Here is a 25,529-nt window from a genome sequence, read left to right on the forward strand (position 1 = left end):
ACTTGCATTTCGCGGATATTCGGCTAAAATTAGAATAATTATAAATTAACGATAAAACTAATGACCAAAAAAGATCTGATCGAATCAGTCTCACAAAAAGCCAAGTTAAGTAAAAAGGCTGCTAAGCAAGCTGTCGAAACATTTTTGACAGAAATTATGAAAGCTCTTGCAGGTGGTGAAGTTGTAAAACTTTCCGGCTTCGGAACCTTCAAGACAAAAATGTTCAAACCAAAAACCATCAAAGCTATCGGTTCAAAAGAACCAAAGAGAATTGTGGCCCGCAGAATGCCTCGTTACATTCCCGGCACCAAGATCAAGAAGATGGTCAAGTAAGATTTTATTCTTGTTGATTAAAAGCCCCCTGAGCTTGTCGAAGGGGGCTTTTTGGTACAATGGATACATGAATAAAGTTTGTATAGTTTTGGGATATGGCATATTTTTACCGCCGAACCCCGAATACCAATTGTACTTTGAAAAAGCCCTAAAGCTCTGTCTTCAAGCCAAAGCTACATCAATAATAATCTGTGGCGGATGTAGCAACAAAGATCACCCCGGTCTTTCAGAGGCCTCCAGTATTGCGAAATTGTTTACCGATTTGCACCCGGGGATAGAAAAATCAATTATTTGTGAAGACAAGTCCCTTACCACTATCCAAAACCTGGAATTTTCCCACAACAGAATAAAAGCCACTGGCCAAGCCCTGGAGAAAATTACCATAATTTGCGATAGTATTCGGGTTCCAAAAGTTTTTACTTTATCACTGGAGTTGTTTGCAGATATCCTAAATTTTAAATTATCAGAAGAAGATCGTCTAAACATACTTCAGGATATATATCTTGGTCAAGATCCGAATTTGGTTAGAGAAATTTCATTTGTTTATCAAAACCTCGAGGTAAAAGGCATCCCATTATCTCAATCACCCCAAATTGTGTCCTATCAAATCATTTCTTCCATGTGGGAAATGCGTGCCTTAAAATATCCAAAATTGCACCAAAAGTTCATAAACTGGCGGAAAAAGAAGTGGGGAATTAGCTAACAGAATATTTTACCTCCCAATTTTTGCTATCATCAATTAGATGGATTACATAACGTGGCATTATAGCCAAGGTGTCAGGATATACCTTCAGTCCCTGCTGCTTAACCTTAAAAAGGTATCTCACTTTTTTTCTTTGACGTTATTGCTCAAGACCTTATTTTCTCCCTGGAAGAGAATGATTAGTAGCAGTTATTTAGGTTTCAATTTTCAAAAAATGTTTGAAAACCTGACCTTCAACCTCATCTCAGTGTGGGTTGGTTTTTCCGCCAGATTAATCTTAATTTTTATTTGTTTTCTCAGCCTGCTGTTTTTATTGGCCGGTGGGGTAATTGGCTTGCTGATATTCTTAATGTTTCCTTTTTTTGGTTATTCAACCTATATAAATCAAGAAAAACAAAAAAAGCAGTCATTTCAAAATTTAATAAAAAGTACCATTGAAAATCCCGATAAAGCCGGTCTCCTGCTAATCAATTCACTTTTTGGGAATTTTTTTATTCTTCATTTAAGCCTAAATGACGATCTGATAAACCTAATTAGTCAGGCTAAAATTGATCCCCTAAAAACAGACATGCCGTCCCTGTCTTCATTTGAAGACTACTTGAAATCGCTGTTGTCTGGCATAGACCAATTTGAGGATAATTTGAGAACTTTTGGCCTGAACAAAGATGACCTAATAAAAACTGCCCGTTGGTGGGATTTAATCTGCGATAAAAATACCCAAATATCCAAGCAACACGAAAACTTAGGTAAGCCCGGAATTGGAGCAAATCTTTTGGTTGGATATAGTCCAAAACTCGATAAATGTTGCGAAAACCTTAATATAAGCGATCAGCTTTCCCACAGTCTCATCGGTAGGTCTACTCTTGTAAACCGAATAAAAAATGTTATCGAGTCAGGTCGTAATATTATTTTAGTCGGCCAGCCCGGAGTTGGAAAAATGACGGTTGTCTTTGAATTCACTCACAAAGCTATAACCGGACAGCTCGGTAGTTTCTTCGTAAATAAACGCGTGCTAAGGCTTGATTACCAATTAATTCTTTCCCATGGGAGTCTTGAAGAAAAAAGACTCGCCATCAAACAATTATTAATCGAAGCCAAAACAGCCGGCGATATAATCCTCGTCATCAAGGAATTTCATCGTTTAGTTAATTCAGACGCCGGTTACGATTTTATTGATATATTTACAGAAATTTTTGATCATCTAAAAATTCCAGTAATTGCTCTTACCAACAGTGTTGAATATCAACGCTTTATTTCCCGTGATTTCAGAATTAATAAATATTTTGAAATTATCGAGGTTCTCCCTCCAAACAAAGATGAATCATTGGATATAATTTTCTATTCAGCCTGGGATAAAGAAAACACGGGTGGAATAGCCTTCACGACTCAAGCGCTCAAGCAGATCCTGAATGCTTCAGATCGCTATATAACCGACACTCCTTTTCCCGAAAAAGCCATTGAGCTTATTGACGAATTAGCCACAGGTAAAATTTCTTCCGGCCAGTCGCTTGTTACTTTGGAGGATGTCAACGAAGTTATTTCTCAAAAAACCAAAATTCCTCTGGCCCGGTTGACGGAATCAGAGAAAAAACAGCTTTCTGATCTGGAAAATATTATTCATCGGGAGCTAATCAACCAGGAAGCGGCCGTCTCACTCATAGCTAAAAGCTTGCGTAATCGTTCTGTAGGTCTTAAAGACGAAAATAGGCCAATAGGCTCATTTTTATTTTTAGGTCCGACCGGGGTTGGCAAGACACAAACTGCAAAGGTTTTGTCCAAAGTTTATTACGGGCCAGATACCAAAATTTTAAGATTTGATATGGCTGAATATGCCGGCAACGAAGGGATTGCCCGCCTTATTGGATCAATAAGCCAAAATCAACCGGGCGTGCTTACTTCAGCCATAAAAAATAACCCGGCTTCGCTTTTGTTATTCGACGAAATTGAAAAAGCCCCACCTGAAATCATCAACCTATTCTTAACCTTACTGGACGAAGGTTATCTAACAGATGTTTTTGGCCAAAAAATTAAATGCAGTCATTTATTTGTTATCGCCACCTCCAATGCCGGTGCCGAATTTATCAGACAGTCGGTAAACAAGGGAATAAAGGATTACCAGCTCCAAAAAAATGTTCTCGAACATGTTCAGCAAGAAAAAATATTCTCACCCGAGTTTTTAAACCGTTTCGACGGGGTAGTGGTTTTCGAGCCCTTGTCTCCCAAAAATTTGGTAAAAATCACCAATCTTATGCTCGGCGATCTTCAAAAAAATCTTAATTTACGAAATATTTTTCTTGAATTTGATAATAAAGTCGCAGAAAAGATTGTTGATGAAAACTATGACATGTCTCTTGGGGCCAGACCTATCCGGAGAGTCATCGACCTGGTTCTCTCCGATATTATAAGTCAGGCAATACTAAACAATACAATCAATCTCGGTGACAAGATAATGATTACTACCGGCGCAGAAAAAGACCAATACCTTTGGTCAAAAGTTGAATAATCTACTCAAAGTTAAACACCTAGTTATCTCCAGTTAACGCCGAAAAACTTTCCTGTTAAATTCCCTAAACAAACATATTATATAATCAACCATGGATGAAACAGATATATCAATCCCGTACGGCGCTAATTTTAATCCCGACCATCATGATCGTGTGGCAATCCGGGTAACGGATGGAGCGGTTATGGGATGGGAACAAGTTCCCAAGGATGATAGGCTACCTCCATATGTTCAGCTTTCTAGAGAAGTTAGAACGGTATTAAGTCAATCAGTCGAAAAAAATGGTTGGCCGGAATTGCCAAATAGAATTGAAAGTGTAGAATCTTTGTTTGAAAAAGCCTCTGAAGCTGTAGCCCGGACTTGGCAAGCGGAATTACTGGGGGATAACGGTCTTTTTCAAAATAAATGCATAGAATGGGCTGAAAACATTACCGGGGATTCTTATGAAGCCAAATCCGCACGGGCTCTATTACTTGATGCAGGTCAATTAGAAACTAAGTTACGGATTCGTCAGTTCGGTTCATTAGAATCGATAAAAAGCACTAATCCTGAAATCTGGCGGTGCTTAATTCTGACCTCTTCAGAAAGACAATCAGCAGGGCTAACTTTAGTCCGGCATTGGTTGAAAGCTGTTCCAGAAGAACAAATGAGTCAGTTTGGTATGAGTAAGAACGAACTAAATTTATTTTTAGATATCGCAGGGGTTGTTGGTAAATATATTGATCATGCCTATATTAAACAAATCGAACTGGCCGGGGCACCCGGTGGATCAAGTGTTTCCCCAAATAGAAATATCAAGGGGGCAGAATTTTTATATGACGTCAACGGGAAAGATGGCCCAATCTTACCTTTTATAGATGTTTTTCCCGAAGAGCTTACTCGCCTGGTTGACGGAATAAAAATGTTGGCCGATAAAACGGAATTAATGGTTGACTCCGGTCAATTACCTGCAGATAAATATCAAGGGGCTGCAGATTATTTACGTCAGTTTGCCGATGTATACGCGTCTACAAATACTCGTTCCAAAGTCAATGATGATCCCGAAGAACTCGAAGAAAAAGAGGTAGCCGGGGAATATGAAAGATTAATTGAAAAGGGTTTTAGGCTATTATCCTCTGGTTGTCCGATTGCTTTAATTCCCCAAGGCACCCCGTCACACGCCGGAGAAGCTTATAAAGTTGATTTGGAAATAAGACTTGCTTCTAGAACAGAAGAAACCCAAAAAATAGATGATGAGTTAAAAGAGTTAGTTCCTCACGCCCAAACCCTTGTCGATAGCCATATTGATATTTTAGACAAGCCTTATCGCCTTCCTGATCAGATAATAACCTTCCAGCCTTTCGCTTTCGGCCCCAACACTTTTTGGTACACAAGAGGAGACTCGATAGCAACGAGCGAAGGAGGTGCAATTATTACTCACTCGAATGCAGTTGAAGATGTGGCAAAAACCCAAAATTTACCCGTCCTGGGAAGAGTTTTTAATTACCATCCGGATTCAGCAGAATATTCAAAAGCAGAAATTGTCGAAACAGTGGCCCATGAAATTGCTCATTGTGTTATGGGTACCGATGATAAAAATGTCAATGAAAGGATTGGTCAACTTAGTGAATCAGAAATTGTTGAGGAATTAAAAGCCGAAACTGTCGCTATGAAATTATTATGGGAAACCAAATTAAAAAGTGCTGATAGTCAGACAATAGAACTGCAATTTATGGCCAAAGTAGCCACCCTATGTGATTATCTAAAAAATAAATCAGCCTCATTGGATGATGCTGGCGCTCCATATTACTATTGCGGAGTTGCAATTATTTCCGAATTGCTCAATCAGGGGATTATTGTTGGCGAAGGAGAGGGGTATCGGGTTACTGATTGTAGAAAAGGCTGTGAAGTAATCGCCGCAATGGGGGATAATATCCTGAATAAGTTTTATTTTAATCCTGAAACTAAACCGGAAAATGTTCAAAAATACGTTGTTTCAGACGTTACCTCAAAGACCAATGATAATGATTTCCAAAAATTTTTAAGTGTAATAAAACAATAAATATAAGATGTTTACAGTATAATCGTGTTATATGAAATTATCCATCGGCATCGTCGGCCTGCCAAATGTTGGGAAGTCAACCCTTTTTAACGCCCTTCTGGGGAAACAAGTCGCCGATGCCAGTAATTATCCCTTTTGCACCATCGATCCCAATGTTGGGGTGGTGGCTGTGCCCGACGACAAATTGTCGGTACTTGCGCAAATTGTAAAAACCGACAAAATTGTTCCCGCCGCCGTTGAATTCGTTGATATTGCCGGATTGGTCAAGGGCGCCGGCAACGGTGAAGGGTTGGGGAATAAATTTTTAACCAATATCCGTGAATGCGAAGCTATTTGCCACGTCGTTCGAAACTTTTCCGACCCAAATATTATCCGTGAAGGTTCAGTTGATCCTCAGGGAGATTTTGAAGTAATTTGTACCGAGCTGATTATCAAAGATCTCGAGACAATCGATAAATACATTGATCAAAACAAAAATAATGCAATTGAAAAAAATAGTAAAAAATTTACTCTAGCCCAAAAAATCAAATCCGAATTGGAAAAAGGACTACTGGCCGTTAATTTAGCCTTAAGCGATAAAGAAAAAGACATATTGAAAGAATTTTTCCTCCTAACCGCCAAGCCATATTTTATTGTTGCCAATGTCAACGAAAACATATATAAAAGCATTACCAATTACCGGTTACCAATTACCGATTACCAAAGTGTCATCCCGATTTCTGCCAAAATAGAATTCGAGCTTTCAGAGCTATCCCCGGAAGATCGCGAAAACTATCTTTTGGAATTGGGAGTCAAAAAATCAGGCCTCGAGAGAGTTATCCAAAAAGCATACGAGACTCTTGGCCTCCAGTCATACTACACTGCGGGTATCAAAGAAGCTCGGGCGTGGACAATTTACCAAGGCGCTTCCGCCCCTCAGGCCGCCGGTGCCATCCATACCGATTTTGAAAGGGGCTTTATTATGGCCGAAATTGTATCTTTTGATGATTTTGTAAAATACGGTGGCTGGCAGGGTGCCAAAGATGCCGGCAAGCTCCGCCACGAGGGCAAAGAATACATTATGCACCCCGACGATGTAGTTGAGTTTCGTTTTAATGTTTAAATTAAATATTACTAATACAGAAAATCTTCATCCATACGGAGACGGATTTAATTCTCTTGATCAGATAAAAACTGTCGTAAAACAGAGGATGGAAAGTGGTCTAATACCAATTAGGGGCGCAGCCGTATTTTGGCCAACAGAAAACGGTATAAAAGTTAGAAGGCCTGTTAGGATTTTACCCGATGGTGAAATTGATTTCGCTCATGCCGAATATTTTTAACAAAATTTTGATCATCTCCGGCCCAACCGCCACGGGAAAAACCTCTCTTGCCTGTATTTTGGCCAAAAAATTTAACGGAGAATTAATTTCAGCCGATTCCCGGCAAATTTATCGGGGCTTGGATATTGGTACCGGCAAAGATCATCACAAAGACACGGTTATTCATCTCATAGACATTATCAAGCCAAACGAATCATATTCCGTCGCTCAATATCGGCGGTTAGCTTTGGAAAAAATAAAGGATATCCACTCTCGTGGTAAATTACCAATAGTTGTTGGGGGTACCGGCCTATACATTGATTCGATTGTCAATTACAAAGAAACATTTTCTATAAAACCCAACAATTTCCTAAGATTTTTTTTAAATATATTTCCTTTAAAATTATTGCAATTAACTTTAAGACTTTCCGACTTTAAGACTTTTAGACTTTTAAATAATTCCGACTGCTCCAACCCCCACCGTTTAATCCGCAAGATTGAAATAAGATTGCTTCGTCGTTTCTCTCCTCGCAATGACGTTATCGGAGTCTCCCCTCCTTTTTCAAGGGAGGGGACGGGGGTGGGTTTTGATTTCTTGCATCTTTCCCTTACCGCCCCAAATTCATTTATATTCGAAAAAATTATAAAACGAGTAGGGGACAGACTAAAAAACGGTCTGTTAGAAGAAATCGAAACTCTATTGAAAAAGTACAAATGGACTGATCCCGGGCTAAACACCCTGGCCTACAAAGAATTTGCTCCGCTAAAATCTGGCAAAAATCTTGCCCAATGCATCACCCAATGGCAATCCGATGAGCGCAAGTATGTTCGTCGCCAAAAAACCTGGTTCAAAAAACAACCCAACATCTACTTTATCGATATTACCCAAACTAGCCAAAAACAAATCATCAACATCGCCTCCAAATGGTACAATAAGTCATGAAATCACATCGTGTAGAAATTTCCCTCAAAACCATTCTTTACGTTCTGGTCATCGCCCTTGGCGCCATCCTGGCATGGTACCTACGAGACATAATAATCCTTTTGGTTATCTGTTTTATCTTTATGGAAGCTCTAAACCCAACCATAAATCATTTGCAAAAATATAAAATATCCCGAATATTAGCCATTATATTAGTATACTTTTTTATCCTTGCTCTGGTTGCTGTGGTGGTAGCGGGGGTCTTACCGGCGTTGGTCGAACAGACGGCCAGTTTGGCGGCCGCTCTTCCCGATATTATCAGAAACACCTCTCTGTTTGGCGCTTCAGCTGCAGACATTTCTAACCAATTCAAAATTCTTGAGAGTTTACCTGGCGATATTGCCAAGGCAATAGTTTCCGTATTTTCCAATATCTTTTCTCTATTCCTAACCATGGTTATCACCTTTTACTTGTTACTTGAAAGGGAAAATTTTGACGATTATACTGCGAAATATTTTGGAGAAAAAAACAAGGCAAAAGTCAAGAAAATATTGGTTGATTTAGAGTCAAGACTGGGATCATGGGTAAATGCTGAAATCATCCTGATGGTTATCATCGGAGTAATGTCCTATGTAGGATATCTGATTCTTGGTCTGAATTTTGCCCTACCCTTGGCAATTATTGCTGGTTTTTTGGAGATTGTTCCAAATATCGGCCCAATTGTCTCTACCGCTCTTTCCGCCATCGTAGGTCTGACCATCTCTCCGCTTACTGCCCTCCTCGCCATTGTCTGGGGGATAATCGTACAGCAAACAGAGAATAACTTTATTGTACCTAAAGTCATGAAAACACAAATCGGACTTAACCCATTGGCCACCATCTTCCTTTTGGCAACCGGAGCGAAACTTGGTGGGGTTATGGGGGCTATCCTGGCTGTGCCCATCTATCTGACCATCGACGTTATCTTCAAAGTCCTACGCGACAAACAATAAAACCAAAAACTCCGGACAAACTGTTAAGCCGATTTCTGTTTATGGGTTATCAATCTAGTCTCTTTACCTGGAGCTCCCAAAAACAAGGTACAAACGCCCCAATTTAAGATTTCCACCAGAAGGATGCTCGTTCCACCTCAGTCGACTGCAACCTTTCGGCACAGAAGACGTCCTCGTCTCTATAGCATTGCCTTTAGCTTACGCCAAACCCTAATCTTCGGGTTCTGTGTTTTTTGTGGTTCGGACTTTCCTGCCCCCGCTGTTGCGGGAGCCAAACCCCTCAGTTTCTCCGGAGTTAGTTTATTTTACACTCAAACACTACTGAAGCAAAGCCGCATCAGCAGCAGAAAGAATCTTAAACATCTTTGTTCCGGTTTCCGGATCAACTGCTTCAGCAGCTGGTCTACCGTTTTTAAGCATTACCTTCTTTACCTTGCTTACGTCAACTTCGACTGATTTTCTCGATTTGACGGAATAAAATTTAATAGTTGGCATCTTCTTTCACCTCCTGCGAATTTAATAAATATTTAACGTCCAAGATCAATGTAGTACAAAACTATGATTGCGCCGATAGACAACAGACTCAAGACAAAACTCTTCACCAAATCCTTTTTCAAAAACATAATCTCATTTTGAGTTTGATTCATACCTAAACGCCAGTATAGCACAACAATTCTGCTACAATTAGTCAGGCATGTCAACAGGTTTGTTTATCATCATTTCAATTAACTTTCTCTGGCTAGCGTATCTAACGTTCATTATTTATAAAAAAAATAGCACCAAAACCGTGAATGTTGCCGGCTCTATTGTTCCTCCGGTCGGGACCAAAATAAATTTAATACGATTTAATCCATTCGAAGATTTGGGAGGAGATCAGAGTTTTATTCTTGTCATGTTGGACAACACAAATTCTGGTGTTATTATTACTTCATTGCACAGTCGCGATGTTACGCGAACATACGCAAAGGCCATAAAAAACGGAGAAGGATACAATACTACTCTCTCTAAAGAAGAAAAAATGGCGGTTGTCAAAACCATTAATAATTATTGAAAATTAACCAAAGATGAGTTCAAAACTACTCAAACTATCATTTTATTCGGGGATGGGTCTCATAATTTTCGGTATATCTTATTTTTTATTTTCCTCCTTCCTGCCGACGAATATATCAACAATAAGAAACGATACTCCCGACAATTCCATTACGCCAACTCCCGTTAGCGGCAAAAAAACTGGCTATATTGTTTTTTCCGGTCCCAAAACAGAAATCTGCCCTCTAAACGGAGAAAAGTTTACCAAAGAAGAAAAGGATATCTGGTCGACTCGAAGACCTCTTATGGTCATGATTGAAAATCATGTGGATTCTCGGCCGCAATCCGGGCTTCAGAACGCCGATATAGTTTATGAGGCGGTTGCCGAAGGAGGAATCACCAGATTCATGGGCGTATATTATTGTAATGCTGTTAGAGGTGCTGGAAGTAAATATGATATCGGCCCCGTTCGATCAGCCAGAACTTACTACCTGGATTTGGCCTCCGAATTTTCTGATTATCCTCTTTACGCTCATGTCGGCGGGGCCAATTGCAGTGCTCCTATTGATCCGGCAACTGGACGCCAGGCCGGACCCTGTACCACAAATAAAAAAGCGTTAGCTATTGAACAAATTTCCGATTATGGCTGGAACAACAAAGGGACATGGAGTGATTTAAGTCAGTTTTCCCTTTCTTACAAAGCATGTCGCCGTGAACCGGACCGTACCGGCCAGGTAGTCGCCACCGAACATTCAATGTATTGTTCGACTACTGAATTATGGAATGTTGCCGCCAGTAGGGGATTAACCGATAAAACCACTATCAACAATACTTCATGGAACAAAAATTATAAGCAGTGGTCTTTTACTCAAAAAGACGAGGCCTCCGCCTCCCCATCTGCCGGCCAAATTGCCTTCGACTTCTGGTCAAGCGAAAAAGACTACTCAGTTGTCTGGAAGTATGACAAGAACACTAATTCATATCTGCGGGAAAATGGTGGAAAAGTTCACATCGACTTTAATATTGAAGAACCCCTAAGGGCGAAAAATATTATCGTTCAGCATGTCAAGGAAACCCGCTCTATCGATGAACACGCTCACAATCTATATGCAGTAATCGGTACCGGGACCGGATATCTTTTTCAAAACGGTAATGTTACCGAGTTGGTTTGGTCAAAAGTCAGCCGTAGTTCGAGAACCACTTTCAAAGATAAAACCGGTAAGGAAATCAACTTAATCCCCGGCCAGATATGGGTAGAAATATTACCGTTAAATTCCAAAGTAAATTATGAAGGTCCACAACAGCCTTAAACGTCTCTTTGTCTCTCAAACCAGGCTTAAACTTCTAAATATTTTTTTTTGTTCACCAAAAGAAATTTTTTACGTCCGCCAATTGGTTCGTTTGTCAGAAGAAGAAATAAATTCGGTACGACGTGAGCTAGAAAATCTAAAGTCAGCCGGTATCGTACTTTTCGAATGGCGTGGTAACAGACTCTTTTATTGGGCTAATCCCAATTGTCCACTTTATCTTGACCTATTGGTAATTGCTTCCAAAAATTCCGGTCTCGGTCGAAATCTTTCTGAAAGATCACCAAAATCCGGCTCGATAAAACTACTGCTTTATAGCTACAAGTTTATTTCCCGGGAAGAAAAAAAACCCGACGACATCGACCTTATTGTCATTGGTGATATTTCTATAAGAGAAATAGAAGAACATATCAAAGCAGTAGAATCAGAACACCATCAGGAAATTAACTATATGGTGATGAGCAAAGCTGAATTCCAGATGAGAAAACAAAAAAGAGATCCTTTTTTGATCGACTTTTTTCTAAATTGTCCGGCTGTCATCATTGGTAGCCCACAAGACGTAATCAATACATAAATGGCTAAACTAAGAAAAGTCATTAAAACCGGAAATAGCCTAGCCATTACGATCCCTTCCGGGACAATAAAAGATTTTGGGATCAAAGAAGGAGACCCGGCTTTAGCCAAAATCAACAAAAGTAAGTCATCAATTACATTCGTCTTTTCCGGCCACCCTCGACAACTTTCCCTGATTGACAAAACAAGAGCAAAAGATTAAAAACAAGCAAGTCAAATTCCCATGAGAAATAACACTAATCGAACAATAAAAATTTTTTGGACAATTGTCGGCATGACATTTATCTGTTTATTCCTAAACATGCCCTCGTCGCTTCCGGTAAATATCCACCTCGGTCGTATCAACTGGGAACATACCTTTTATCGGCCCGAGCTAAATTTTAAACTTGGCAGCATAAATATTAAAAAGAATATTGACCTAAGATATGGTCTCGATCTGGCCGGTGGTGCCTCGCTGATTTTCGACATCGACACCACAAAAATCAAAAAAGAAGAAATTGCTCAGGCCCTCGAATCGCTCAAGGGAAACATCGAAAGAAGAGTTAATTTATTCGGTTTGAGCGAAGCCAACATTCAGATATCATCAAAAGGGGGCAACAATCGTCTTACCGTTGATCTGCCTGGTATCGAAAACGTTGACGAAGCTATAAGTTTAATCGGCCAAACTGCGCAACTCATATTTATGGGAGAAAATGAAATCGCCCCGGAAGCGACCGCTACCGCCACTTTTTATGACGTCTTTTCAAAAGACACCGGCTTAAACGGTTCCCATCTGGTCCGATCATCAGTCGAAATCAATTCCACCAACTCCGAGCCGGAAGTAGCCCTGGAATTTAACGGCGAAGGTGCCAAGCTTTTTGAAAAGGCCACGAAAGATTATCTGAACAAAAGAATTGCCATATTTCTCGACGAATATCCGATTACCTTTCCCACCGTCCAAACTATTATTTCTGACGGTCGTGCTGTCATCAGCGGCAGTTTCGACATTAAGTCCGCCAAAGCCTTATCTGCCCAGTTAAATGCAGGAGCACTCCCCGCACCGATAACACTTATTCAGCAAACCAAAATTGGTGCTACTCTCGGCAAGGAATCAATCGACAAGGGTATCAGAGCCGGTATTGTCGGATTAATTATTGTCTCCTTGTTTATGATTGGGAACTATGGTTATTTAGGGTTTATTGCCGACCTTAGTCTGATAATCTATGGTTTATTGACACTTAGTCTCTATCGCTTGATACCAATTACCCTGTCATTTCCGGGGGTTGTCGGTTTTATCTTAAGTGTCGGTATGGCCGTCGATAGCAATATTTTAATTTTTGAAAGAATAAAAGAAGAAACTCGCCGCGGCAAATCGTTTAACACCGCCATGGAATTAGGTTTCGGCCGGGCCTGGGATTCCATAAAAGACGCCAATACCTGTACCATTATAACCGGTCTAATTCTTTTCAACCCTTTTAATTGGAGTTTTCTCAACACCTCTGGTATGGTTAGGGGTTTTGCCGTCACTTTAATTCTAGGCATTTTCATCTCCATGTTCACCGGTGTGTTTATAACCAGAAATTTATTACGTGTTCTTGCCAAAAGAAATGACAACAAATAATCTTATTAACTTTCATACTTTTAAACTTTCGACTTTTAGACTTTTAAACTTTCAGGCTATCCTATGAATATCATGAAATTCCGCCCGATTTTTTATTTAATTTCCGCCCTGCTTATTGGATTGTCCATATTTTCCATTGTTAAGTGGGGTTTCAAAGCCTCCATTGATTTTGCCGGGGGTACTATCTGGGAGATAAGGACTCCAAACATTACCGACCAGTCAAAAATAGAAGAGATCTTTAAGTCAAATGATCTTTCAATAAATTCCATCACCAAATCCGGTGATTCGTATCTCATAAAATTTTCAAATATTGACCAGGAAAAAAAGATCGTATTATCTCAAGCCATTCAAAACATCGACAAAGACGTTACTGATTTGAGATTTGAAACATTGGGCCCCGTCTTGGGCAAAGAACTACTTCAAAAAACAATTGTCGCCATTATACTCTCCTGTTTAGCTTTATTTATTTTCATCGGTCGTCGTTTTAATGATTTTTCATTTGGGATATCCGCCATTCTGGCCATGCTTCATGATAGTTTTATCCTGATTGGTAGCTTTTCCCTATTAGGTCATTTTTTTGGGGCTGAGCTCGATTCCCTGTTTGTAACCGCTCTTTTAACCACTTTGTCTGCTTCGGTTCACGATACGGTAGTAACTTTTGACCGTATCCGTGAGTTAAAACGCCAAAACTACAAACTTGACTGGGTAGACCTAGCCAATCGGGCTGTTTCCGAAGTTATTGTTCGCTCCATCAACAATTCCATGACTATCATTTTTATGCTTTTGTCACTGGTTGTTCTTGGCGGTTCTACCACTCGTTGGTTTTCTATCGCACTTCTGATCGGAGTTATTTGCGGTACCTACTCCTCCACTGCAGTCGCCATCCCCCTGGTTCTGTTTTGGAAAAGAAAAAAGTAATCTTACACTTTGGTTATTTCACTTTCCATTCTTTATCCGGACTTAGAACTCGAACCACCAATTCTTGGTTATTTAACACCGATATCCCGGGAGAAGTAGGGATAAAATCAACCCTGTCTCCCGGTGCCAAGTGAATCCCTCTATAAATCAATTCGCTGTCGATTGGACTACCGCTACCATTAAGAGCTATTCCCTGAAAATTTCTACCAAATCCAACTATGGGCACATTCCCCTCCAGACCCACAGTCATGGCTTCCGACAGATCATATAATCCAATCCTGTTTATGCCTATACTCCCATGATTTATATTAATACTTGCCCTACTCACAACTTCAAAAGTATCAAGTTCTCTAAATCTGCCAGCCAGTATTTCTAACACGTGTGCCATACGTAATAATTATAACACAATTACTGACATTCTCTAATAAAATTAAGCAATATATTCCGTTCATTTAGTTCCGGTTTCTTCTCAACCCTCGTAAATATCGAAAGTAACACCTTACCTACCTCTGGCCCTGGCCTAATTCCCAATATTTCCATCACATCATTACCGTCAACCTTTAGATCCTTTACAGAAAAAGGTTGTTTTTGGACCTCAACAATTCTTTCTTTAAATAGCTCCCATCTCCAGCTTGTCTCCTTTGCCCCACCCCCAATCCTATCTGCCCTTCTCATCGCAATCATTTCATCGATAAAGGGGACAGTTACGTTTCTGATAAATCTTCTTACGGCCTTGTCAGTTTGCGTTTCCTCCACCGTAAACATGTGCCATCTTACCAACCGGAACAACAAATCCAGCTCGTCGTTCGACAGCCTCAATCTTTTCCCAATCCGTACCGCCATTCTTGATCCGACTACCTCGTGGTTGTGAAATGTCCGAGCTTCCCCATGTCCTTTAGCCGCCCCAGGCTTCCCCACATCATGCAGGAGACACGCCAGTCGGGTAATCGGATTAATGCTCTGGCATTGGTCTAAAGTCTTCAAATTATGGTTCCAGACGTCGTCAACGTGGTGGCCCTTTTGAGAAAAATCAATCCCCTCGATTAACTCCGGAATTATTACTTTCAAAATACCAGTATTATTCAATAACCTTATTCCATCAGACGGCTTGCCCGACAAAAGAATTTTAAATAATTCATCTCTTATCCTTTCTCCGGCGATTTTATTAATCAACAGAGCATTTTTTTGTATTGACTGAAAAGTACTCTCCTCGATGATAAATCCGATTTGTGAAGCAATTCTAACCGCCCGCATCATCCTGAGGGCATCTTCCGCGAATCTTTCATCCGGATTCCCGACAGCCCTGACCAACCGATTTTTTAAATCCTCCTGCCCCCCATACATATCAATAATTTTTAAGTCTCCCTTGTCAAAGGGAGATTTAGAGGGATTTAATTGAATTGCCATGGCATTTATCGTAAAATCCCTTCTTTGCAAATCTTCCTCCAGAGTTTTTCCCCATTTTATTTCGTCCGGATGTCGTGCATCAGAATAACCACGTTCAGTTCTAAAAGTTGTGACTTCAAAAATCTCCTTATCTTTTCCGACCACAGAAAAAGTACCAAAAACATTGTTGCAAAAACCATTTTTTGGAAACAATCTACTCATTTCATCCGGGGTCAAGTTAGTTGTAAAGTCCCAATCCTTGACCTCTCTTCCCAACATTAAATCTCTAACAGCTCCGCCGACTATATAAATCTCAGCGCCGTTATCTAAAAATTTATTAATGATTTTCTTAACCTTAAGAGGAATTTCCAAATCCATACCGTATTTTATCCTAAAAGTTATACTTTTGTCCCTCCTTTCTTCAAAGGAGGGATTAAGCTTGCCTGCCGTCATTGCGCCTGCCCTCCTATGGAGGGAGGAGCTTGCGACGAAGCAATCTTAAGGCCTATTCACCTCTGGGAGGAGATCGCCACGTACACTTCGCACCACCCTCGCGATGACGAATTATATTTTCCCCCTCTTTCGTCAAAGAGGGGGTTAGGGGGTGATTTTGATTGTGGATGGGTTTCACCAAAAACCCCCCTTTGATAAATTCAGGGGGGTTTAAGTTACTCTCAATAATTAGGCTTGAGGATTATCAGCAGGTCTCTCGGGTCGAGGTAAAGCCTCTTTAACCGCAATGTTGCGGCCATCCTGATCAGTCCCGTCGAGAGCTTGCATTGCTTTTTGCGCATCGTCTTCGGTTTCGAATTCGACAAAACCGAATCCTTTGCTTCTGCCGGAAAATTTATCTTTGACAACGGTAGCAGATACTATGTTGCCAAATGGGGCAAAGATCGCATTTAGCTGATCTTCAGTTATCGTGAAAGATAGATTCCCCACAAATAATTTTTTTGCCATGGTATTTTTCAATACTCCTTTTACTTTTATTATTAACAAGGAAATAACTCCTTAGCTGCGCGGGCTGGCTTGCCAACACAACCGGGTTAATTATAACAAATTGAGTGTAAAATTGTATATTCCATGCCACAATCAAAGATAATATTAAGTTCAAAACAAATCATTGACGGTCATACTAGCCGCCAGGAATTAGTCACGCTTCTTCTGAAAAACCGTCACGTTAAAAAGGAAAACCTAAATGATTTTCTTCACCCCCCCGTCCCTTCTTTATTTTTGTCCCATGATATTGGAATTTCGCAGAATAACCTAACCAAAGCCGTCGCCAGAATTAAGCATGCGATAAAAAATCAGCAAAATATTATTATTTATGGCGATTACGACGTCGATGGTATCACCGCCACTGCCGTTCTTTGGCAAACTCTTAGCAAACTCGGCGCCAAAGTTATCCCTTTTATTCCCGATCGGGAAAAAGATGGCTATGGTTTCAAAGCCAACTCTCTTCTTAGATTTGAAAAAGAAAAAAATGTTATATTTGACCTCCTGATTGCCGTGGATAATGGAATTTCCGCCAAAAAAGAATTTGATAAATTGCTACCAAAAAAGATTGATCTGATAATCACCGATCACCATGTCGCCCCGTCGGAATTACCTGACTGTTATTCCCTAATCCATTCTGTCAAAGTATCCGGTTGCGGTCTCTCGTACCTTCTCGCCCGCGAGTTTGAACCTTGCGCCGATCTGGGTCTTGTTGCCCTCGGCACTGTTGCTGATTGTTTACCCCTAGTTGGGATTAATCGGAGTTTTGTCGTCCATGGGCTCAAAGCCATCAATACCAGTCCATCTTTCGGGATTAAAAAACTAGTCGAGATAAGTGGTGTTAAACAAAACATAGTCTCGGCCTTTGAATTGGGTTACCTTCTCGGACCCCGTATAAATGCAATAGGTCGCCTGGCAAACCCCACCGATGCTCTCCGCCTGCTCTGCAGTACCAATTCCCAAATGGCATCAAAATATGCCCATGTTTTGGATGGTTTTAACAAAGATCGCCAGGAGCTCCAACAGGAACATATGGACTCAGCCGAAAAACACTTCCTCCCCTCAAAAGATAAGCTGATTTTTGCCGCTAATCCCGATTTTCACCCGGGGGTAATTGGTCTGATCGCCGGTAGGTTAACTGAAAAATATTACCTGCCCTCAATTGTCATTAGTGTTGGGCAAGATATCTCAAAAGGTTCCTGCCGTTCTATCCCGGAATTAAACATCATTGAAATGTTGTCCAAGCTAAGTAACATTTTTCTAGACTATGGCGGTCATACCCTTGCCGCCGGCTTCACCATCCGCAGTTCAAAGATCAAAACTTTACAAACAAAGTTAACCAAAATCATTAACAAAACTTTATCAGGTATTAATCTTCAACCCTCAATCCAAGTTGACGCCGAAATGAAGTTATCGGCGGTTAAACAGGAAAATATAAAAGCTATTACCTTACTTGAACCTTTTGGAATTGGCAATTCTGAACCGTTATTTTTATTCAAAGGTGTCACTATCTCCGAGAAGCAAACAATAGGTAGCTCCAACAACCACCTAAAACTAAAACTCGATGACCCGGGTACCACCAAGAAAGAAAATATCGCTACCGACGCAATAGCATTCAAAAAAGGTCATCTTGGTAAGCAGCTAGAAATCGGAAACAAGGTTGACATTATTGCCTCCCTCTCTCTAAATACCTGGAATAACATCACCACCCCTCAGTTAATTATTAAGGAGATAATTCTCGACCCTAAGTTTAAAATTTATCATAGTCATCGTACCGAGCCATATTTCAGTTTCCTCAATAACGGCCAAAAAACCATCGAAGGCAGGCTCAAAAAAGAGAAATATGCTCGTATTAAACCCGGCGACCATATTGTTGTTAGCAACAACGAAGAAACAGACCACCTCGAAGTTATTGTCTTAAAAGTTACAAACTACTTATCTTTTAGAGAGATGCTGTCAAAAGAACCGCTTAAAGAAATCTTACCAAATGTCGATTCAATCGCCAAAGGTATAAAAATATATCAAAAATTTTATACCCCAAAACAGGAAAAAGAATTTGGTGTTGTCGCCATTGAAGTCAGATTAATATCCACTATAGCGCCGTAGTATAAAATCAAACCATGATATTTGTTTTGGTATTAATAATTATTGTTTCTTGGCTAATAGGCTTTATCGTCCTAAACGATTTTTCCGTGCCATCAATTTCTGTTAAAGCAAAGCGAATTTTATTTGTCTTTCCTCATCCTGACGACGAAATTAGTGTTGGCGGGCTAATAAAACATGTGGCCATACATTACGGCTTCGTTTCCCTGGCAATATTGACTCGGGGTGAACGCGGTACTACCGATGGCCATCTTTGTGAGCAGTTAAAAATAATAAGGCGCGAGGAAATGTTAAAATCAGCCGAAAACTTAAGCGTTACCAAATTAATACACAAAGATTTTGGTGATGGAAAACTTGCCCAAAAGAAATTATTTTTGTCCAAATATTTACATAAATTAATAGACCGCGTAAAACCGGATTTAGTAATAACATACGACCTATCGGGTCTCTACGGTCACGAAGATCACATGGTAGTATCCGAAATCGTCACTAAATTACTCCACAATAATTTCCCCAAAATCGATCTGTGGTATACCACCAGACCGCAAAAAGTGATTCAAATGGCAAGGCTACCGGAACATATGGCAAAAGACTTAAGTTTTAAAACAAAGCGGTCCTTGCCCACCCATAAATTTTTCATAGGCTTAAATTTTATTTACAAAATAAAATCGATATTGAGTCATAACAGCCAAAAACAGTCGTTCAGAAACCCTCTCCCCAAGTTAATTCCTTTGTGGTTTGTTGTTTCCACTCAGCTTTTCGAATATTACTTCGTCACTTCAGCAAACAAGAAATAAACGATTCAAAATACTATTTCGTCAAAAAACTCTCTCTGATCAAATAAAACTTTTTGATACTAACAGACCATTTAACTTTATTATTTTTTACAGTAAAATACTCCCAGAGGCGCTTGAGTCCGACCAACACCGGACAAGCCGAGGGAAGAAAAGCTAATCACTTATTAGAACCCTCCGGAAATCCAACCGTAAAATGGGAATAAGTGTGTCGTATTTGCGGAGCACGAGAATGGCCAAAGAATTTTCAAGTCCCGCAAATGCGGGATTTTTTTATATTATTAATAAACAAAAAAAATTATGAAAAGGTCATATATAAAAGAATGTCTGAAAAAAGTCGGTGAAAAAGTCCTATTAAAAGGTTGGATCAGTAACATCAGAGACCATGGGCAATTGATTTTTATTGACCTTCGGGACTGGACTGGTATTGCACAAGTTGTCGTAAACAGGGAAGAATCACCAGAAAATCATAAACTAGCAACCGATTTAGGAAAAGAATGGGTCGTAGAGATAGAAGGTGAAGTCAAAACCAGAGATCAAAAAGTTATTAACAAAAACTCAGAAACGGGAAATATCGAAATTAAATGTGAAAAAATTAGCGTCCTAACCAAAAGCGAAGTTGTACCTTTTCCACTCGACACGGAGGGAGTGGACATTGATGAATCCGTCAGGTTAAAATACAGATTTCTTGATTTAAGAAGACCAAGATTAAGCCGAATAATCCAGAAAAAGCACAAGTATATCTTGGCGATAAGAAATTGGATGGATAAAAACGGTTTTACCGAAGTAATTACTCCGTTATTAACTAGCACCTCCCCCGAAGGAGCCCGGGATTTTTTGGTCCCCTCACGAATTCACAAAGGTAAATTTTTCGTTTTGCCCCAAGCACCACAGCAATTTAAACAGTTACTCATGGTGGCAGGTGTTGATCGATATTTCCAAATCGCCCCATGTGCACGGGACGAAGATCCCAGGGCTGACCGTCATGCTGGTGTTTTTTACCAAATAGATATCGAAATGAGCTTCCCCACCATAGATGAGATTTTCGATGTTGCCGAAAGACTAATGAAAGACACCTACGCAGTAGTTGCCCCTGATAAAAAAATCGCTTCTTGCCCTTTCCCCAGGATCACTTACAAACAGGCTATGGAAAAATATGGCAGCGATAAACCGGACACCAGATTTGGATTGGAATTAAAAGATGTTACGAAATTACTGAAAGGAAAGAGTGAATTTAGTGTTTTTAACAACGCTAGCGTAATCAAATGTATAGTGGCCGACGGTGGTGGGGGATTCTCAAAAACCCAAATTGAAAAGTTGGAACTCCTAGCCAAAGAAAAAGGTGCCAAAGGCCTGGCCTATGCCAAAGTTACCGAATCAAGTTTAGATATTGGTGTCTCCAGATTTTTTAGTCAAGATTTACAAAAAGAGCTAATTACCAATCTTGCGGCAAAGTCGGGGGATTTAATTCTTTTTATTGCCGACGAGTTATCAGTTGCCAACAAGGTATTAGGTTCATTAAGAAATCATTTGGGAGATATCCTGGGTCTAAAAGATCCAAATATTTTATCGTTTGCCTGGGTTACAGGATTCCCTTTTTACGAAATAAACGGCGAAGGGAAACTCGATTTTGGCCACAACCCATTCTCAATGCCAAAAGGCGGAAGGCAGGCACTTGATACAATGCCACCTCTGGAAATAGAATCGTACCAGTACGATTTAACCCTAAACGGCTTTGAACTCGCCTCTGGTTCAATCCGCAATCATGAACCGGAAACTCTGATAAAAGCTTTTGAAAAAATCGGTTATGGTAGAGAGGAAATATTGAGGAAATTTGGAGGCATGTACAACGCTTTTCATTATGGAGCCCCTCCGCATGGCGGTTGGGCAATCGGCCTCGACCGGTTATTGATGATTTTACTAGACGAATCAAACATTCGCGATGTTTACGCCTTTCCTCTAAATTCCAACGGGATTGATCTTTTAATGAATGCTCCGGGTGAGGTAGACAAAAAACAACTTGACGATGTTGGGTTAATATTAAAACCTAGCGTTTAAAAATGAACACGGTTCCCCAAATTTCTCTTTACGACAAACTAATAAGTTATCTCAAAGAAAAATCAGTTAATTTTAGAGAAATTTCTCATAGAGAGACAAAAACATCGGTTGAATCCGCTGCTGCCCGGGGAACAAAACTCAAACAAGGTGCCAAGGCCTTACTCATGTTTGCCGACAACAACCCGGTTCTCATAGTTTTATCAGCCGCCAAAAAGTTAGACAACGCCGCTTTCAAAAAGCAGTTTGAAGTCAAAGATCTTCGCATGGCCACCCCCGAAGAAGTAAAACAAGTCAGTCAGGTTGATATCGGGGCAGTTCCTCCGTTTGGTAATCTTTTTGGAGTTCCTGTTTATGTTGACGAAGGTTTCCTCTTGATCGAGGAAATTGCTTTTAATGCCGGATCGCTTTCCCGGTCAGTTATTATGAAATCAGCCGATTGGAAAAAATTAACCACCCCAAAAATCGGTACCTATGCTATCTAAAATTACGCCACCAAAACATCTTTTTTTTCCTATCATATTAGCCCTCATCGTCGTCAATCTGCTGTGCCTGTCAGTATTACTACGTTGGCGGCTTCGCTGGTCAAAAATTCATGCCGTAAACACTCAAGCCATATCAAAACTTGACCGATACCAACACCCGCAAATTCCGATAGTGTCCGCCCCGTCCGATATTTCTCTGACAGCCACCAGTTTTATTTTGATAGATAATAATACAAATACCACCCTTATTTCCAAAAACCCTGACCAAAAGATTTTTCCGGCCTCAACCACCAAGCTGGCAACCGCCCTTACCGCTCTCAACATATATCCGCTGGACGAATTAATCACCATAAAAGAAAAATATGATGTTGGCAAAGTCATGAATCTGGTACCGGAAGAAAAAATTACAGTAAAGTCTTTAGTTACAGCTCTTCTGGTATATTCGGCAAACGATGCCGCCTATAGTCTTGCCAATCACCATCAGGCAGGGGTAGGCGGCTTTGTTAATCAGATGAACTTAATCGTCAGTAAATACGGTCTTAAAAATACTCACTTTGCTAATTACGATGGTATTGATGACCCGGAAAATTATTCTAGTGTTTATGATTTGGCCCAAATCGGCCGTATTTCTATCAAAAATCCGGTTATCAGGGAAGTAGTCAGGAACAAGGCAATTACTGTCACCGACATTAGCGGCAGTATAAAACACGAACTAATTTCAACCAACGAACTTTTGGGTCTTTCGCCCGAAATAGAAGGCCTAAAAACCGGTTGGACTCCGGAAGCAGGTGGTAGTTTTGTTGGGTTGATAAATCGAAACGGTCATTATTTGATAAGTGTTGTTGCCAACAGTACAGACCGATTTTCCGATACCCAAAAAATTGTTGACTGGGCAAAAGAAAACGTGGTCTGGAATGACTACCTGTTTTAAAATTAATTTATTCTATCCATCCATCGATTATTGCTGGTACGTATCCGACAAAATTATTGTTTCCTTCAAAAACAAAAATCGGTTGTAAATACTGTGCCAACGTAAATGGTTCATAATAAGCCAGATAAACCCTCTTAATAGATACATTATTTCCGCTTATGTCAGATATAGGCCAGTAGTTTCCGGCTTCAAGATCGGCCATTGCTTCCCTGGTTGTCTTGATCGGATAGGTAGAATATGATTCTCTGTCTATATTTACCATCTTATAATTCACTCCGATTACTTTTTTACTGTTTACAGATGAACCAGAAATCAGCACAGAAATTGGTGGACTGCCCAAGTTAGAGGGGATTATTTCATACTCATCTAATTTTTTTCTGGAAAAATCAACTCTTACCGCATTGGCATCAGATTGTGAATTTACCGCCTGAAGACCGTCATAAGATATTTTCCAATAAGTAACTCTTTGTTCTCCTTGCTCGATCTCGGTAGACAATTTATCAGCTGTTGATAAGTAACTTTTTGCAATTTGTATTGCACTGGTTTTATTAGGCAGACTTTCAGGGCTCAAAAGCAGTTGGTCGGATTGATAAGGATATTCAAGTTTAAAACTGGAGTCCAAAACATTCATTGTCAGTACCTGATTCGTCGTACTATTAGAAAATTCGTAGATCCCGGGGCTTATCTCTTTTTCTTTTTCCACAAAACCAAAAGCTTGGGCCACCCTCCTGTCTTTTTCCAAATTTAATATTACGTTATTAGACCGATATATAAAATACACCTTCATTTTGTCCTCAAAAACCGGCGGGGAATCATTGGAAAACTCAAAACTAAAAACTTTTTTTTGATATTGTTTCTCGGGAAAAATAATTTTTTTTAGGAGACCATATTTTGCTTCTGGAGCAATTTTGGGCGGATGAGCCAATTGATATGCTTTTATCGCCGCTGCTGTCCCAGTCCACAATAGCACCAATCCTACCACAAAAACCCCACCATACTTGATAATATTTCTTGAATAGTGGGCGGTGTGCGTTAACGATGACATAGAATAATTTTACATTAAAGTCGGTATATTTTGATGATAGAATACTTTTATGGCAGATGCAAAAGTTATCCGAACCAGAATGGCGCCCAGTCCCACGGGGGATATCCACATTGGCACCCTGCGTACCGGTCTCTATGCTTATGCCCTTGCCAAACAAAATGAAGGCCAATTTATTTTACGCATCGAAGATACAGATCAAAAAAGATTAGTCAGGGGTGCCGCCGAAAGAACTTTAAAGGTTTTTAGAGACTATGGTTTGATTTACGACGAAGGTCCTGATGTCGGGGGACCTTTTGGTCCTTATGTCCAAACCGAGCGTCTGGCAATTTATCAAAAATATATTCAGGAGCTTTTGCTCAAAAAGCTTGCCTACCATTGCTTCTGTACCCCGGAAAGACTTGATGAAATGCGCACGCTTCAAAAAGCCGCCAAAAAAATTCCCAAATACGATCGTCACTGTCTCGCCCTGACTCCTGACGAAATCAACCAAAAAATCGAAAACGGTCAGGAATATGTCATACGTCTAAGAATTCCCGACAACGAAACTATTGTTTTTAACGACCTAATCCATGGTGAAATTAAATTCAATACCAATGACCTAGACGATCAGGTCCTGATCAAGAGTAACGGTATCCCTACTTATCATTTTGCTGTTGTAGTCGATGATCACCTCATGGAAATTAGTCATATCATCCGCTCCGACGAATGGATTTCTTCAACCCCAAAGCACATTATCCTTTATCGATATTTTGGATGGGATGTGCCTCTTATTGCTCACCTTACAGTTCTTCTGGATCCGACACATCCCGGTAAAATGAGCAAGCGTTACGGCTCAGTTTTTGCTCAGCAATTTATTGACGAGGGGTATCTGCCGGAAGCTATGTTAAATTTTTTAATGCTATTGGGCTGGAATCCCGGCACCGACCGTGAACTGTTCACCCTTCAGGAATTTGTTTCCGAATTTAGTATTAGCCATCTTCACAAAAAGGCGGCGATTTTTGACCGTAAAAAACTAGATTACTTTAATGGTATATACCTCCGGAAAAAGTCAAATGAAGAATTATCCCGACTTTTTAAAAAATTTTTACCCCAAGCCAACGATAATATCATCACTGCTTTAATTCCGATTTTAAAAGAAAGAATTGTAAAGCTTAAAGATCTTGTTGATCAAACCAAATTTCTTTTTGAAGATATAAAATACGAGCCGGCTCTCCTAATGCAAAGAGGTCTTAGTAAAGATTTGGCTGTCTCCATGCTAACCGAAGCCAAAAATTTACTGTCTCAGGTCGAATTATTCGAATTCTCTGTAATACAGGAAAAACTTATGAATCTGATTAAAACCAACAATTGGAACACCGGTCAATTCTTCATGGTTTTTCGGGTTGCTATATGTGGTGTTGTTTTCACGCCTCCGGTTGTTGATTGTCTGCCGATTTTAGGTAAGGAAAATACCCTCCGCAAGATCAACCTTGCTTTGGCTAAGCTAGAAAAGTAAATCCATAGTAATATAAA

Annotated in this window: 24 protein-coding genes; 19 read left to right on the forward strand and 5 right to left on the reverse strand. The window is 40.1% G+C overall.

The features are described 5' to 3' along the window. Positions 1-60: 60 nt before the first annotated feature. The 7 genes from WC841_00885 (at position 61) to WC841_00915 (ending at position 8,795) form a co-directional block, all read left to right on the forward strand. Positions 61-333 (forward strand): HU family DNA-binding protein, encoded by a 273-nt coding sequence (locus WC841_00885; GenBank protein MFA5827905.1) that lies wholly within the window; start codon positions 61-63, stop codon positions 331-333. A gap of 67 nt (positions 334-400) precedes the next feature. Further along, the gene (locus WC841_00890) at positions 401-1,036 is read left to right on the forward strand and encodes an ElyC/SanA/YdcF family protein (protein MFA5827906.1); all 636 of its coding nucleotides are present in this window, start codon (positions 401-403) and stop codon (positions 1,034-1,036) included. A 40-nt stretch (positions 1,037-1,076) separates the two neighbouring features. Further along, positions 1,077-3,539: an AAA family ATPase gene (locus WC841_00895; protein ID MFA5827907.1), complete on the forward strand. Its 2,463-nt coding sequence runs from the start codon at positions 1,077-1,079 to the stop codon at positions 3,537-3,539. 91 nt (positions 3,540-3,630) lie between these two features. Beyond that, positions 3,631-5,580: a hypothetical protein gene (locus WC841_00900; protein ID MFA5827908.1), complete on the forward strand. Its 1,950-nt coding sequence runs from the start codon at positions 3,631-3,633 to the stop codon at positions 5,578-5,580. A gap of 31 nt (positions 5,581-5,611) precedes the next feature. Next, positions 5,612-6,682, forward strand: a complete 1,071-nt coding sequence (gene ychF, locus WC841_00905) for a redox-regulated ATPase YchF (GenBank protein MFA5827909.1) — start codon at positions 5,612-5,614, stop codon at positions 6,680-6,682. Between the two features lie 203 nt (positions 6,683-6,885). After that, the gene (miaA, locus tag WC841_00910; protein MFA5827910.1) at positions 6,886-7,824 is read left to right on the forward strand and encodes a tRNA (adenosine(37)-N6)-dimethylallyltransferase MiaA; all 939 of its coding nucleotides are present in this window, start codon (positions 6,886-6,888) and stop codon (positions 7,822-7,824) included. Then, positions 7,821-8,795, forward strand: coding sequence for an AI-2E family transporter (locus WC841_00915; protein ID MFA5827911.1), 975 nt, complete (start codon positions 7,821-7,823; stop codon positions 8,793-8,795). Before miaA ends, WC841_00915 begins: the two co-directional genes overlap by 4 nt. 318 nt (positions 8,796-9,113) lie before the next feature. On the opposite strand, the gene WC841_00920 is transcribed toward WC841_00915, so the two are convergent. Further along, complete coding sequence (locus WC841_00920; protein MFA5827912.1) at positions 9,114-9,290, reverse strand: hypothetical protein; 177 nt, start codon at positions 9,288-9,290, stop codon at positions 9,114-9,116. 199 nt (positions 9,291-9,489) lie between these two features. On the opposite strand from WC841_00920, the gene WC841_00925 reads away from it, so the two are divergent. The 6 genes from WC841_00925 to secF all read left to right on the forward strand — a co-directional run bounded on the left by WC841_00925 (position 9,490) and on the right by secF (position 14,222). Then, on the forward strand, positions 9,490-9,846 hold the full coding sequence (locus tag WC841_00925) for a DUF4446 family protein (protein MFA5827913.1): 357 nt from the start codon (positions 9,490-9,492) through the stop codon (positions 9,844-9,846). Between the two features lie 13 nt (positions 9,847-9,859). Beyond that, positions 9,860-11,134: a DUF3048 domain-containing protein gene (locus WC841_00930; protein MFA5827914.1), complete on the forward strand. Its 1,275-nt coding sequence runs from the start codon at positions 9,860-9,862 to the stop codon at positions 11,132-11,134. Further along, positions 11,112-11,705: a hypothetical protein gene (locus WC841_00935; protein MFA5827915.1), complete on the forward strand. Its 594-nt coding sequence runs from the start codon at positions 11,112-11,114 to the stop codon at positions 11,703-11,705. The genes WC841_00930 and WC841_00935 overlap by 23 nt, the downstream gene beginning before the upstream one ends. Continuing rightward, positions 11,706-11,906 (forward strand): hypothetical protein, encoded by a 201-nt coding sequence (locus WC841_00940; GenBank protein MFA5827916.1) that lies wholly within the window; start codon positions 11,706-11,708, stop codon positions 11,904-11,906. It abuts the gene before it with no gap. Between the two features lie 72 nt (positions 11,907-11,978). Beyond that, complete coding sequence (gene secD / locus WC841_00945) at positions 11,979-13,304, forward strand: protein translocase subunit SecD (GenBank protein MFA5827917.1); 1,326 nt, start codon at positions 11,979-11,981, stop codon at positions 13,302-13,304. A gap of 63 nt (positions 13,305-13,367) precedes the next feature. Further along, entirely contained in the window at positions 13,368-14,222 is an 855-nt protein-coding gene (secF, locus tag WC841_00950) for a protein translocase subunit SecF (protein MFA5827918.1), read from the forward strand. 13 nt (positions 14,223-14,235) lie between these two features. Here the strand turns inward: secF and WC841_00955 are convergent, their stop codons facing one another. The 3 genes from WC841_00955 to WC841_00965 form a co-directional block, all read right to left on the reverse strand. Then, positions 14,236-14,610: a hypothetical protein gene (locus WC841_00955; GenBank protein MFA5827919.1), complete on the reverse strand. Its 375-nt coding sequence runs from the start codon at positions 14,608-14,610 to the stop codon at positions 14,236-14,238. Positions 14,611-14,630: 20 nt separating this feature from the next. Further along, on the reverse strand, positions 14,631-15,986 hold the full coding sequence (locus WC841_00960; protein MFA5827920.1) for an HD domain-containing protein: 1,356 nt from the start codon (positions 15,984-15,986) through the stop codon (positions 14,631-14,633). Between the two features lie 303 nt (positions 15,987-16,289). Continuing rightward, positions 16,290-16,568 carry an RNA-binding protein gene (locus WC841_00965; GenBank protein ID MFA5827921.1) on the reverse strand — a complete coding sequence of 93 codons (279 nt, stop codon included), beginning with the start codon at positions 16,566-16,568 and terminating at the stop codon, positions 16,290-16,292. A 123-nt stretch (positions 16,569-16,691) separates the two neighbouring features. Between WC841_00965 and recJ the strand changes: the two genes are divergently transcribed. The 5 genes from recJ (at position 16,692) to WC841_00990 (ending at position 22,972) form a co-directional block, all read left to right on the forward strand. Continuing rightward, a complete protein-coding gene (gene recJ / locus WC841_00970) occupies positions 16,692-18,710 on the forward strand; it encodes a single-stranded-DNA-specific exonuclease RecJ (protein MFA5827922.1) in 2,019 nt (672 codons plus the stop codon). A gap of 14 nt (positions 18,711-18,724) precedes the next feature. Next, positions 18,725-19,504 carry a PIG-L family deacetylase gene (locus tag WC841_00975; GenBank protein ID MFA5827923.1) on the forward strand — a complete coding sequence of 260 codons (780 nt, stop codon included), beginning with the start codon at positions 18,725-18,727 and terminating at the stop codon, positions 19,502-19,504. Positions 19,505-19,801: 297 nt separating this feature from the next. Then, entirely contained in the window at positions 19,802-21,559 is a 1,758-nt protein-coding gene (aspS, locus tag WC841_00980) for an aspartate--tRNA ligase (protein MFA5827924.1), read from the forward strand. Between the two features lie 2 nt (positions 21,560-21,561). After that, on the forward strand, positions 21,562-22,041 hold the full coding sequence (locus WC841_00985) for a YbaK/EbsC family protein (GenBank protein ID MFA5827925.1): 480 nt from the start codon (positions 21,562-21,564) through the stop codon (positions 22,039-22,041). Beyond that, complete coding sequence (locus tag WC841_00990) at positions 22,031-22,972, forward strand: serine hydrolase (protein MFA5827926.1); 942 nt, start codon at positions 22,031-22,033, stop codon at positions 22,970-22,972. The genes WC841_00985 and WC841_00990 overlap by 11 nt, the downstream gene beginning before the upstream one ends. Before the next feature lie 7 nt (positions 22,973-22,979). Here the strand turns inward: WC841_00990 and WC841_00995 are convergent, their stop codons facing one another. Continuing rightward, on the reverse strand, positions 22,980-24,017 hold the full coding sequence (locus WC841_00995; protein ID MFA5827927.1) for a hypothetical protein: 1,038 nt from the start codon (positions 24,015-24,017) through the stop codon (positions 22,980-22,982). 49 nt (positions 24,018-24,066) lie between these two features. Here WC841_00995 and gltX point away from each other — a divergent pair, with 49 nt between their 5' ends. After that, positions 24,067-25,512, forward strand: coding sequence for a glutamate--tRNA ligase (gene gltX / locus WC841_01000; protein MFA5827928.1), 1,446 nt, complete (start codon positions 24,067-24,069; stop codon positions 25,510-25,512). Positions 25,513-25,529 lie beyond the last annotated feature (17 nt).

The organism is Candidatus Shapirobacteria bacterium, assembly GCA_041659325.1.
Classification (GTDB): Bacteria; Patescibacteriota; Microgenomatia; order UBA12405; family UBA12405; genus JBAZYN01.